Source organism: Paenibacillus sp. S28 (genome assembly GCF_016624415.1).
Taxonomy (GTDB): domain Bacteria; phylum Bacillota; class Bacilli; order Paenibacillales; family Paenibacillaceae; genus Paenibacillus_AQ; species Paenibacillus_AQ favisporus.
Window position 1 is genome coordinate 802,210 of sequence record NZ_JACVTM010000001.1, and the last position, 12,578, is coordinate 814,787.

Consider the following 12,578-nt stretch of genomic DNA (forward strand, 5'->3'; position numbering starts at 1 on the left):
GCCATGAATACATCAAACCTGATCGTTTGCCGTTGTGAAGAAGTGACCTTGGAACAATTGGAGGAAGCCTACCAATCGGGCTGCTGTACAGCCAGGCAGATCAAGATGAAGACGAGAGCGACAATGGGAGCCTGCCAGGGCCGGGTATGCAGACAGATGCTCGACGCCTGGGTTCATTTGAAGAACCCGCAGTTACCCCGGGATGCGGAGCAGCTGTCTTACCGTCCGCCGATCCGTCCCGTCACGTTCGGGCAGCTGGCGAAGGGAGAGGTGTAATGGACAGAATCGAAAATCATCCGATCTTGGGGCCGAGGAAAACAAAGCGAGAACCCGTAGATTTTACGTTTAACGGTGAGAAATGGGCCGGGCTGAAAGGCGAGCCGATTGCGGCAGCGCTGCTCGCCGTGGGCATACGGACACTGCGTCGGCATGAGGAATCCGGCAGCCCCCGCGGTCTGTACTGCTCTATCGGACACTGTATGGAGTGCCGCCTGAACGTGCAGGGCAAAGGCACGGTGAGAGCCTGCTTGACTCCTTTGGAAGCGGGGATGTGCATCTCTGAAGGGGAACGGCTTCCCAATGAGATTACGGGGAGGAGGCTACCATGACGCCGGCGATTCCTTTTGATCTATTGATCGTCGGTGCAGGCCCGGCAGGATTGTCGGCGGCTGTGGAAGCTGCCAGCCGCGGTCTCTGCGCTGCCGTGGTGGACGAATTTCCCGAACCGGGCGGGCGCATGTTAGGGCAGTTTCACGAGGAGAAAGGGCATTGGTGGGTCGGAAGACAGGTGGCCGAGCAGCTTCTCGACAAGTGCTCCGCGCTAGGAGTGAAGCTTCGGTGCGGAGTATCCGTCCACAGCATAGTGCGAAGCGGCGCCGTTTGGGTCCTGAAGACCTCAGAAGGATCTATGCAGGCCAGGAACGTTTTACTCGCCACCGGAAGTGCCGAAATTCCCCATCCCCTGCCGGGGTGGACGCTACCGGGCGTCATGTCGATCGGCGCCGCACAAGTGATGGCCAATGTCCATTACGTCAAACCGGGACGCCGTGGCTTAATCATAGGCGTCAATGTGCTCGCCATGGCGATCTCCCGCGAGCTGTCGGTGAGCGGCGTTTCGATCGCAGGGATTGTCCTGCCCGGGATTGGGCCGATAACCGGCAAAGAAGCATCGCCAAAAGAGAGCCTGAAGGAACTGATGGGATTGGCCCATTTGGCGCCGTCACCGCTGATGAGGATCGGAGGAAAAGCTGCAAACGCTTTGGGGATGGCGGGTTTCGTATCGAGGTTCATTCCAAGGAGCGGGATCAAGATTTGGGATATCCCCTTACGTTTGCGAACCGTTGCCGTATCCATTAACGGGCGCAGCCAGGTTCAATCGGTCACCCTTGCGGATGTCAACGGAGAAGGCGCCGTTATTCCGGGAAGCCAGCGGGAGGAGCTTGTCGATTTTGTGGCAATAGCCGGAGGGTTATACCCTTTGGCCGAATTGGCGTCGGTAGCCGGCTGCCCGTTTGTGTATGCGGAAGAGCTGGGGGGCCACGTACCGGTTCACGATGAGCAAATGCGGACTCCGGTCGAAGGTCTGTACGTAGCCGGAAATATTACGGGGATCGAGAGCGCGCCGGTAGCCATGGCTCAAGGGCGCCTTGCGGCCGCCACAATTTGCGGTGACGCAGGCCTGCTCGGTCAACATCATGAGCGCGAAGTGCTGGAAGCCATGCAGGATGTCCGACGCGTGCGCGCCTCCGCGCTCATTCAATTCCGGCCGGGCATCCAGGAGGCCAGGGAGCAATTTTACCGGAAATGGGGCAGGTTTCAGAGGGAGAAGCACGGGATCGAAGGGGAGGGATGACATGAGTTACATTCACGATGACGAAATGATCGTCTTAAAAGACATGGAAGCCCTGTATCTGGGTAATCTGGGTACAGTCGAATTCGACATCAACCTGCCCAGGGAAGGAAAGTACGGATCGCAGATCTCTTGGCAGTCGGGGGACAGCCGGTTCATCAAGGATGACGGCAAGGTGTTCCGTCCAAAATACGGTCTCGGCACACGGACCGTTCCGCTGATTGCGACGTTCCGCTATGGAGAAAGCGTAAAGGAACAAGTGTATCACGTGACCATTTTGGAAGAAGAAAATAACATCAAAGTTTCCCGGATTTATCCCATATCCCTGAGAGCTGAACTCGGTAAAAAGGTATATTTGCCTTCCGTCGCGGTGGTTGAAACCGAGGAGCATGAGGTCATAACCCATGCTGTGGCTTGGGAAAGCGGGCAAGAACGCTTGTTTCAAGAAACCGGACCTGCAGCCGCACGAGGCTTTCTCAAGGATACGGAAATTCCGGTCACTGCGGAAATTTTGGTTCAAGCCAAAGTGGAGCAGGAAAAGATGGATCCGCTTCCGACTGTAAAAAGCTTTTCTCCAAGCACAGTCCGGCTTGGCGGCGACACAGCCTTTCAGGCAGCCCAAAACCGAAGCCTGGCATTTCTGAAATCCGTCAATGACGATCAGATGCTGTATAATTTCCGGGCTGCTGCCGGATTGGATACGAAGGGTGCCCCGGAAATGCTCGGCTGGGATTCGCCGGATTGTTTGCTCAGAGGACATACGACAGGGCATTATCTGTCCGCCCTGGCACTCGGCTATGCCGCAACAGGGGATGAAGACATCAAGAAAAAGGCGGACTATATGATCGCCTCGTTAGAGGAATGCCAGCAGGCTTTTTCAACACAACCCGGTTATCATGAGGGATTCCTGAGTGGTTACTCCGAGGAGCAATTTGACCGCTTGGAATCATTTACGAGATATCCGGAAATTTGGGCACCTTATTATACGCTGCATAAAATCCTCGCCGGATTACTTGACGTGCACCGTCATCTGGGCAGCGACACCGCACTCGGGATCGCCGACCGTCTCGGCGACTGGGTATATCACCGATTAGGCAGGCTGCCCAACCAAGTGCTGAAAACGATGTGGAGCATGTACATCGCCGGCGAGTTCGGCGGCATGAACGATTCGCTTGCAGAGCTGTACCAATTGACGCGTAAATCAAGCCATCTGGCGGCGGCTAAATGGTTTGACAACGACCGGCTGTTCGTTCCAATGCAGGAGCGCATCGATGCGCTCGGCGGGCTTCACGCCAATCAGCATATACCGCAGGTCATCGGTGCCCTGAACATTTTCCGGGCTACCGGCGAGAAGAAATATTATGAGATCGCCCATTTCTTTTGGCATGCGGTGACGAACGCCCACATCTATTCGATCGGAGGAACGGGTGAAGGCGAAATGTTTCGGCAGGCAGGCAAGATCGGGGAATACCTCAGCGATAAAACCGCTGAAACCTGCGCCTCCTATAATATGTTAAAGCTGACAAAGGAATTGTTCGGTTATGAACCTGCGGCGAAATATATGGATTATTACGAACGGACGATGTTTAATCATATCCTGGCTTCGGGCGACAGCAAACCAACGGGAGGAAGCACGTACTTCATGCCGCTAGGGCCAGGAGGCAGAAAGTCATTCGATTCGACAAGCAACACCTGCTGCCATGGCACCGGCTTGGAAAATCATTTTAAGTATCCTGAAGCGATCTATTTTTATGATGAGCAGTCGCTGTTCGTCAATCTCTTTGTGTCTTCCACCTTGAATTGGGAGGAGAAGGGGATAACCATAGCACTTTCTGCGCAGAAGCAAGAACCAGGGGAGATTACACTGCGGATGCAAGGTGATGGTAGGTTTATTTTGAAAATCCGCCGACCTTACTGGAGCCCGGAAGGCGGCATCGTGGAGATCAACGGCCGCCAGGTCGATTACATGCCAGGGCCAGACGGTTATTGGTCCCTGGATCGGGATTGGAAGGATGACGATGTAATTCATTTGAGGCTTGACTGCCGGATTCGCCTGGAATCGGCCCCTGACCGGAAAGAATGCGTATCGCTTGCTTACGGGCCTTATATTTTGGCTGCGGTATCGGACTCGAAAGAATACCTGCGGCTTCCGCTTCAGGAAGGAGATCTGGACAGCCAATTCGTCAAGGAAACCGGACCGCAAGGGCTCCAATTCCGCTATATAAAGGACGACGTAACGTTTATTCCGCTGGCAGATGTCCAGAAGGAGAGCTATCACGTTTATTTCTTGGCCGAAGGTTCAACCATGGATCGGTGATAAAACAAAGTACGGCAAGTCATAATGGGAATTATAATTTGATTAATCGAATCCGATTAAAACCTTAACGCCGCCGGTAATATACCGGCGGCGTTAAATTTTCTATCCTAGAGGTCGATGTCTGAATCCAAACGGCGAACCTGGCGGGAAGATAGCGTCCACATCGCCCCGAGTAGCAGCAGAATACCGCTTACGACGAAGATGAGCCCAATCGAGGTCCCATTTTCTGAACCGATGATCCAGGTAAGCCAAGGGGACAGCTTCGCCCTAGTGAGGAGCCTTTCGAGCCATTGATCGGCCAGCGGCCCCGTAATAAGGAAGGACATTGGCGCCGTGACGGCACATAACTGGCCATATGCGGCAAATACTCGTCCTTGAAGGGAAAGGGGCGTTTTACGCTGCAAAATGGAGTAAAACAAAGCCCCTGTCATCGCGAGTGGAAGCATAAGCAGAAATACGGCGGCTCCCAGCATGATGACATGAGTGCTCGTTCCGAGCAGAACAAACATCAAGGAGGTGAGGATTGAGCCGGTGAAGATGAACCTGATTTTATACCGAAAATGTCCCCACCATACAGCAGCAGCTGCACCGGCCAAAGCACCGGCATTCATTGCTCCCAACAGCAAGGTCAAGGCGTCGCTGCTCCCCGTACGCTGCAGGAAAAAAGGGATAGCCAGCTCAAGCGGCCCGTTGAGAATAAAATTCCACCATCCAAAATACAGAAGCAGATAGAGAAGCGGTTTGTTTTTCCACAAAAATCGGAAACCTTGGAAGGCATCGTTCCATATGCGAACTTCCTCGAGCGGTCTCTCTTCGTGCTTTATTTCAGGCAGCGGGAGAAAAGCGACCACGCCGGTTCCTACCAGGAAGGTGAGCAGGTCCGCCGTCAAGATGATGCTAATTCCATACGGTTCGTAGAGTAAACCAGTTAACGAAGGGGCGATCACCCCTGCAAGCGGAAAGAGCAGTTCTTTCATGGCATTCATGCGATCCAGCTCTTCATCCCTCACCATAAGCGGGATCATGGCAGAGGTTGCCGTGCTCTGCAGCGCCACAAACAATCCTTGCACGGCAGCAATGCCATAGACCGGCCACAGCGTAGAATGGATGTTCATGAGGCAGATCACGAGCAGCAGAGTACAGACCGCCTGGCCTGTATCTCCGGCAATAATGGCCGTTTTGCGCTTCCAACGGTCAGCGGCGATGCCGATCCAGCCGCCCAAGAACAAGAGGGGAAGCTCATTGAAAAGTGCCAGCAGCAGCAAGGGAGTCGATTGACCCGTTTCATGGAATAATTTTAGCCCGATCGCAATGGAGGTCATGCGGCTTCCCAACATGGAAAAACCCTGCAAACCGAAAAAAACGTAAGGTAGAGCTTTAGAAGGGTACATGGCTATTCTCCTTTTACGGCAGCAAAAAAGCTCCCATGGAACTACAGATCCACGGAAGCTTGTAGCTTCGATACTGAGGAGCGCGAAAGAGCGCCTGCCTTGGGCCGAAGTGCTGCTTGTTGTTCTGATGTTCTGAAGTGGGAAGCAGGAAAAAGGCGCAGCGAATCAAAGCTCTGCTGATTGACAGAACGTCAAAGATGGCGATTTCCTGCTCTCGTATGCGATTACGCTTGCACTTCAGAACGACCAGTGAGGAGCATATCCTGTCGATTCCCCTTTTGTTTACCGATTGTAAGTGTACATATTCTATCACGCTGAATTTCTGAAGACAATATGACTTATGTGTTGATTAAAAATAAAATTTCATTTGAACTCGAGGGTATCTGAATGCCTCATTCATTGCCCGTCCGAAGAACTTTAATGACCGCAGCAAGCTCTTCGTTTTCGTATCCGGCTTGTATCGCCTTTTCGTATAATCCCTTGGCGAAATTGGGGAAATCCGGATTGATCCGTGCTTCGCGCGCCTGCTTCACCCATAACTCTGCTGTTGACATGCAGGTTTTGACCGAGCTTTGCGGCTGATCATAAGTCTCCGACTGAATCACTTCTCCTTCATGCTTGATCATTTGCCCGAAAACAGGGGAGATGTCGGCTATCATAGAACCGAACGTATCGACCCGGTGGCCTTCGGATTCAAGAATGCGCGCGCCGTGAAAGAAGCCGAACATCGAGCCGAACATCGTGGAAAGGGCGGCCAAATCCCATGCAGAGGCTGATCCAACCGATTCGCCCAGATATATCAGGTTTCCGGCTAATACTCTAAGAACCGGCTCACTCCGCCGATATGCGCTTTCCGAGCCTGACAGGAATATAGGTGTATCAGGCATTCCTATCTGAGGAGGTGTCGCCATAATGGCACCGTCCAGATAATCGGCACCCTGCTCATGAGCCCACGCCTCGCTGTTCCGTGCGTCTTGAGGAGTCCCCGTGCTGAGCTCCACCAATAACTTACCGTCCATTCTAGCAGCCACATTCTCTGATCCCAAAATGCTCCGCGATATCTCATAGGTTGCCACGCATACGATAATGATTGGGCTGGCATTCACAGCAAGTGCGGCATCGGGTTCAAAAACCGCTCCTTCCTGAACGATAGCCCTTGCCTTCTCGCTTGTCCGGTTCCAGACCGTCACCTTCTTGCCGCTGCGCAGCAAGGTCCGGGCTAACGCTGAACCCATAGGACCCGCCCCAATAACCGTTATATCACTCATGTTTGTTGATTCCTCCCCGTGTGTTCTGCCGTAGTTTCGTGTGTAGTAACGTCCCTCGGCAATATCATTGTAAGGCAGGATCGACTTGGCGTATAATGATTGAAAATCATGCAAGCATCATTATTATTGATACCGAAATGAGGGTTGGTCGTAAATGGAGCTATCGGATCTGAAGGTGTTTCTGGCCATCGCAGAAGAACGGAACATTTCCCGGGCTGCCGAACGATTGGGCTACGTACAATCGAATGTGACGGCAAGGATTCGCAAGTTGGAAGAAGAGCTAGGTCTTCCCTTATTTTACAGACATCCTAAAGGTGTAACGTTGACCGATAAAGGAGTGACCTTCAGTGAATACGCGAAGAATATTCTGAATTTGTCGGAAGAAGCGGTGCAAGTCGTTAAAGAAACGGAATTTCCTAGCGGACCGCTTGCGATCGGTGTGGTTGACAGTGTAACTTGTCTGGATTTCATGGATACCCTGGCTGAATTTCAACGTCGGTATCCCGATGTTTCGCTGTCCATTTGGTCCGGGACGTCATCGGATCTTCTGACTAAAGTGCTGGACCATCAATTGGATGGAGCGTTCGTGATCGGCGAATTTGACTCTCCGTACCTTGTTTCAGAACATATCCAGCGCGAAGAATTAACTTTGGTAACCCCGCCACATATGCGCGGGTTCCCGAATTTGTCACTGACGAGATGGGCCGTGTCGCCGGCAGGCTGTCCATTCAGGCGGGCATTGGAGGCCTGGCTGCGAAGCGAGGGAGTTTCTTTCGATAACATCATCGAATTCAGCTCGCTGGAGACGCTGATCGGATGCGTACGCTCCGGACTTGCTGCCACGCTGCTGCCGGCTTCCGTATTAGCAGGGGACTACTCAGCGTTTGGGGCATTTCCGATTCCGGAACAGTACAGATATACGCAGACCTGCCTTATCCGCCGCAAAGATCGTTATTCCAGCAAAGCATTCGTTGCATTCTCCAAATTAATAGTTGATTCCATGGCTGTGTAATGATGGAGTGGAAAAAATCAGACAGCGTCCTTATAGGAGGTACACACGAAGAGCCGCCAATCAAGCGGCTTTTTTGCTGCTTGTATGCGTGTCTGGTTTGCATCAGGATACCGTCCGCAGATGCTGTTCCAGCAGCATCACCAATTGCTTAACCATCTCTTCTGGCGGATACGGCATCGAATTTACGATCCACCATTCCACCAGACCCGTGATAGCAGCTGCCACGAATTGTACCGTGATCTCCCGATTCGCTCCATGCGGAAGGCCATAAGATTGAACCTGCTCCTCGACACCCCTAGTGATGAAAGCCATCATTTGACCTCTGAACGCGTGGGTTCCTTTTCTTGTCAACAACGTTTCGTAGATGTGCGCATGCCGTTCCAAATATTCAAACGTTTCAAGCAGCGGGCCATCGGACGCAAACAAGGTTGTGTCTTTTCCAGGCATGCAGGTCTCGTACAATTGCTTTAAGTAGCTGTCGATACACTGATCCAGCAAGTCGTATTTGTCGGCATAGTGCAAATAAATGGTCCCCCGGTTCACATTGGCCCGATCTGCAATTTCGTTGATCGTAATATGCTCGATTTTTTTCTCCTCCAACAATTCGACGAAGGCTTTGAGTATCGCTTCCCGCGTTTTTGCAATCCGTCTATCCATCGTTTCTCCTTTTTTTGAACACTCGATATGTGTTTGTTGATTTATCGACAAAAGCAAGAACATTACCGATTGATGCATTTTTATCGCATTGATATGCTAAGTCTAATCAACATTTGTTGATAAATCAATATTTGTTAAAATGCTGAAGCGGAGGAGTATTCATGAACATATTGGTATATGGGGCAGGCGTCTTAGGCAGCTACTTGGCGCACGTACTGGTGCGCGGAGGCCATGCTGTGACTGTACTGGCCAGAGGCAAGCGGGCGGAGGAGCTGGAGCAGAGCGGCCTCGTTATCCGCCACTATTTTCAGCGCAAAACGACGGTCGACCGGATCCGGGTTATTCGTACATTGGACGCTGAGGAAAGCTTCGATCTCATCTTTGTCGTCATGACCTATCCGGATTTTCCATCCGTGCTGCCTATACTGGCTGCGAATCAGAGCCGTCATATCGTTCTGGTAGGAAATAATGCGGATTCCAGCAAGACGCAGCATGAATTGCAGCAAATGAGCCGGACCGATAAACAGGTCGCCTTTGGTTTTCAGCTTAGCGCAGGCCGGAGGGAAAACGGACGCATCGTCTGCATCCGCGCAGGCGGGCAAATGGTACTGGGCGGGATTGACGGGTCGGTTTCTTTTCGGTCATTGCTGGAAAAAGCATTCGAAAGCACCAAATACAAGCTGGTGTTTCACGAGGATATGGACGCTTGGCTAAAGAGCCACATCGTTCCAATTTTGGCGATGAATGCTGCCTTGTTTGCCAAAGGCGGAAGGCTGCAAGAAATAGCCAAAGATAAAGAAACACGTACCCAGATCATTGCGGCGATCGATGAAGGCTTCAGTGTGCTTGAAGCCTTGGGATATACGATTACGCCTTCCGGTCAAGCGGCATTTTTTCGCAACCATAAACGGACGGCCAGCCTGGCGCTGAAAATTTACCACAGCGTGCCGGTAGCCCGATTGGTGGACGGATCTTTCGAGGAAATCGCCGCCTTCTTCGAAGCGTTCGCCGATTGGAAGCGTAATGCGGGCGTGCCTACTCCCCGGTTTGACGATCTCGAAAAACAGTTTTTTGGCAGTAATAAAGCCGAGAGCCGCTAGGCAACGATTCTGTTAACCCAAATCCGCACCCCCGTAAATTTACCAAATGGGAGAATGAGCAATCGGTGAGTAACGTGCTCCCGGGATCACTGATATAATGCATTTAATTACAACGCTTTTATGGGAGGTTGTTATTGATATGGGTGAAATCATTCTTACCATGCAGGTCTCGCTGGATGGCATTGTGTCGGACGAGCATCTGTGGATGACGCTGAGCGAGGAAATTCTCAAAGATTATCTGGACTATTACCAGATGATCGACACGATTATCGTCGGCAGAAACTCGTACGCCTCATTAGCCGAATACTGGCAGCAGGCGGAGAACTCATCCGATGCATTGGAGCAGGCCATTGCCAAAAAGATGAACGACATTCCTAAACTGGTGGTATCGCACTCCGATGTGGAACTAACCTGGAGAAACTCGGAATTACTGCTGGTGAAAGACGAGCACTCCCTTGCTGAAGAACTCCAAGCCCGTAAGAAAGCCGTACAGCGGATTTCAGTGGAAAGCGGCGTGAAGACGTGGCAAACCTTTATCGAGCACGGTTTTTACGACAAATTATGGCTGCTGGTTCATCCGGTCGTCGCATCCCAAGGCGAGCATTTATTCGCACTGGCCGGACAGCGGCAGTCGCTCCAATTGATGCAAACCAAAACCTATTCCAACGGTGTCGTTGGATTACAGTACAAAACGGAACATATTTAATGAATAGGCAGAAAATCCGCAGTTTCCTTTTCAGGCCGAGTTCCAATCGTGGGTTTTTCAGCTGATTTTCACAAACGCAGCAGGCACATCGATCAAGCGGATTAAATTGATGAGGTACATCCTATATGAACAAAAAAACAACAACCCTTGCTTTTAGCGCATTCGGGTTGTTGTTTTTTTAGGAGTCGGCTGCGGCAAGGCTACAGCTTTTTGACCGATTCGCGTATGACAAGCTGAGTGGACAGCAAGATCTTTTTGTAACTGTTGGGCGTTTCACTGCTGCTGTTCTCGAACAGAAGCTTTGCCCCCTCGTAGCCGAGTTCCTCAAAATTCTGCTTCACGGTGCTCAGCGATACTTTGGCGTATTTGGCGCTTTCGATGTCGTCGAAGCCCATGATGGATACTTGCTCGGGAATTTTGATTCCCCGTTGGGTTAGCTGCCCGATCATTTCAAGCGCCCGCCGGTCGTTCACGCAGAAGAGTGCAGTCAGCTCGCCCTGCTGAATTTGTCTGCATAGCTTCGTATAGTCCAAATCCCGCTCCAGGTATAACAGTTCGTCAGCCGGGGCAAGGGAGGCATGTGTCATGGCATTCAGGTACCCGCTAAACCGGTCGACCTCGGTGCTCAAATGAAAATCATAAGCCGCAAATCCGATTTTTCGATGACCTTGGGCAATCAAATACTCCACGGCTTCGTAGGCGCCGTCGTGGTTGTTGCACGTAATGCAGTTGACAGGATAACCTGCAGGAATACGATCAAGCATGACAAAGGGAATCGACTGTCGGCGAATCTCGTTCAGATATCCCTTAGCCAACTCCGGATGCGCGGAATAAATAAGCAGTCCCCGGTTCTCGGATTGGATCAGCTTTTGCATGACCTCACGTTCCTGTTCCACGTCGTTTTCCACAAATTCAATGATGAGCCTGCAGTCCTGCTGGTTTACGAACGACTGAATCCCTTTAATGATCTGCATATACGAAGCGTCATACATTTCGTTGCCGGAAATCATAAATGTGACGTAACTGGATGTTTTATGTACAGAAACAGCGGGATCGGCGACAAAGCTCCCTTTTCCCCGAATGCGGTAAATGACCCCTTCATTGACCAGCTCCGCCAGCGCCTTTCGCACCGTGATCGAGCTGACGTCAAGCAGTTTGGAAAACTCGGATTCGCTCGGGATTCGGTCATGGGTGCCAAGCTCTTTATTTTCTATTTGCAAAAGCACATAATCCTTCACTAGCTGGTACTTGGGCAATGTTGAGTCATTCTTGCTCATGTAGGTTCACCTCTTATAGACATATCCCTAATTATATCGTACATCGGGGTAAAATATATGGTTCTGCACTGCAAGGCTTGAAACAAGTTGCTACAGATACCGCATGCATGCTGATATCCCAACATTCCTTGTAGGTCCGGCCCGTAATTCTTATAATATGGTTACATAAGTTTAAGGATTTACTTTAAGGAAAGGACCGTCCATGGACAAAAACTATACACCGAAGCAGATGGCCACGAGACTTCATGTCAGCACCACTACCTTGCGGAGATATGAAGAACTTGATTTGGTGCCGGATGTACCTCGCACGGCCAGTAATCGGAGATATTACACACCGCTGCATGTACAAGCTTTCATTGCTTTACGTGCCTTAATCAAAGGATTTGAAATACCGGTCAGTTACGATGTCATGAGTTTGCTTAAAAAAGGGCATGTTGAACAGGCGCTCTGGAAAATCAATCTCCATCAATACCATATTCAAGTAGAGAAACAACGCGTGGAAGAAATCATGGGCCTGATCCAGAAAACCGATTTTTCCAAGTACAGAAATATACATGTAACGGAAGAAATGAAAATCGGAGAAGTGGCCGCGATCGCCGGTGTGAACTCCTCCGCTATCCGGCATTGGGAAAAGGAGGGGCTTATTCGCTCCAAAAGGAACCCGGAAAACGGGTATCGGGTGTTTACGTCCGGGGAATTAAAGAAGATCATCGTACTGAGCAGTCTAAGGAAAACCGTCTATTTTATTGAAAATATGAAGCAGCTGCTTGCCGCTTTAGAGACTTCTGATCTCGCTGCGATTGAACGCTCTTTCAAGGTGGCTCTGCAAAAGCTGAATGAGCAATTGAAACTCCAAATGAACGGCATATCCGAAATGATGAGATACATTGAGCTCCATTCCTTCTTCTTCGAAGAGAAATAGGCAAGAATTGAATAGGTATGTTCTAACGATGCCCAACCACCTTTTCCTATAATGAGTACATAAGGTCGGGCACGGGAGA

12 protein-coding genes are annotated in these 12,578 nt (G+C 51.0%); 8 read left to right on the forward strand and 4 right to left on the reverse strand.

The window, feature by feature from the left end; translation table 11 throughout:
- Positions 1-3: 3 nt before the first annotated feature.
- From IAE55_RS03490 to IAE55_RS03505, 4 genes are read left to right on the forward strand one after another with little or no spacing between them, the layout of a single operon-like run.
- Positions 4-276, forward strand: a complete 273-nt coding sequence (locus tag IAE55_RS03490; protein ID WP_105442950.1) for a (2Fe-2S)-binding protein — start codon at positions 4-6, stop codon at positions 274-276.
- Positions 276-608 (forward strand): (2Fe-2S)-binding protein, encoded by a 333-nt coding sequence (locus IAE55_RS03495; protein WP_105442949.1) that lies wholly within the window; start codon positions 276-278, stop codon positions 606-608. The genes IAE55_RS03490 and IAE55_RS03495 overlap by 1 nt, the downstream gene beginning before the upstream one ends.
- A complete protein-coding gene (locus tag IAE55_RS03500) occupies positions 605-1,852 on the forward strand; it encodes an NAD(P)/FAD-dependent oxidoreductase (RefSeq protein ID WP_200630948.1) in 1,248 nt (415 codons plus the stop codon). The genes IAE55_RS03495 and IAE55_RS03500 overlap by 4 nt, the downstream gene beginning before the upstream one ends.
- A gap of 1 nt (position 1,853) precedes the next feature.
- Positions 1,854-4,166: a beta-L-arabinofuranosidase domain-containing protein gene (locus tag IAE55_RS03505; RefSeq protein WP_200630949.1), complete on the forward strand. Its 2,313-nt coding sequence runs from the start codon at positions 1,854-1,856 to the stop codon at positions 4,164-4,166.
- Positions 4,167-4,273: 107 nt separating this feature from the next.
- Here IAE55_RS03505 and IAE55_RS03510 read toward each other — a convergent pair whose 3' ends face one another.
- Both IAE55_RS03510 and IAE55_RS03515 read right to left on the reverse strand, forming a co-directional pair.
- A complete protein-coding gene (locus IAE55_RS03510) occupies positions 4,274-5,557 on the reverse strand; it encodes an MFS transporter (RefSeq protein WP_267917881.1) in 1,284 nt (427 codons plus the stop codon).
- Positions 5,558-5,949: 392 nt separating this feature from the next.
- Positions 5,950-6,939, reverse strand: coding sequence for an NAD(P)-dependent oxidoreductase (locus IAE55_RS03515; protein WP_267917882.1), 990 nt, complete (start codon positions 6,937-6,939; stop codon positions 5,950-5,952).
- 40 nt (positions 6,940-6,979) lie between these two features.
- On the opposite strand from IAE55_RS03515, the gene IAE55_RS03520 reads away from it, so the two are divergent.
- Positions 6,980-7,837: a LysR family transcriptional regulator gene (locus tag IAE55_RS03520; protein ID WP_200630951.1), complete on the forward strand. Its 858-nt coding sequence runs from the start codon at positions 6,980-6,982 to the stop codon at positions 7,835-7,837.
- A 102-nt stretch (positions 7,838-7,939) separates the two neighbouring features.
- On the opposite strand, the gene IAE55_RS03525 is transcribed toward IAE55_RS03520, so the two are convergent.
- Positions 7,940-8,494: a TetR/AcrR family transcriptional regulator gene (locus IAE55_RS03525; protein WP_200630952.1), complete on the reverse strand. Its 555-nt coding sequence runs from the start codon at positions 8,492-8,494 to the stop codon at positions 7,940-7,942.
- 161 nt (positions 8,495-8,655) lie between these two features.
- Here IAE55_RS03525 and IAE55_RS03530 point away from each other — a divergent pair, with 161 nt between their 5' ends.
- The gene (locus tag IAE55_RS03530; RefSeq protein WP_200630953.1) at positions 8,656-9,594 is read left to right on the forward strand and encodes a ketopantoate reductase family protein; all 939 of its coding nucleotides are present in this window, start codon (positions 8,656-8,658) and stop codon (positions 9,592-9,594) included.
- A 139-nt stretch (positions 9,595-9,733) separates the two neighbouring features.
- On the forward strand, positions 9,734-10,300 hold the full coding sequence (locus tag IAE55_RS03535) for a dihydrofolate reductase family protein (protein WP_200630954.1): 567 nt from the start codon (positions 9,734-9,736) through the stop codon (positions 10,298-10,300).
- Positions 10,301-10,500: 200 nt separating this feature from the next.
- Here the strand turns inward: IAE55_RS03535 and IAE55_RS03540 are convergent, their stop codons facing one another.
- The gene (locus IAE55_RS03540) at positions 10,501-11,577 is read right to left on the reverse strand and encodes a GntR family transcriptional regulator (protein WP_200630955.1); all 1,077 of its coding nucleotides are present in this window, start codon (positions 11,575-11,577) and stop codon (positions 10,501-10,503) included.
- Positions 11,578-11,779: 202 nt separating this feature from the next.
- On the opposite strand from IAE55_RS03540, the gene IAE55_RS03545 reads away from it, so the two are divergent.
- Positions 11,780-12,499 (forward strand): MerR family DNA-binding transcriptional regulator, encoded by a 720-nt coding sequence (locus IAE55_RS03545; RefSeq protein ID WP_105442940.1) that lies wholly within the window; start codon positions 11,780-11,782, stop codon positions 12,497-12,499.
- Positions 12,500-12,578 lie beyond the last annotated feature (79 nt).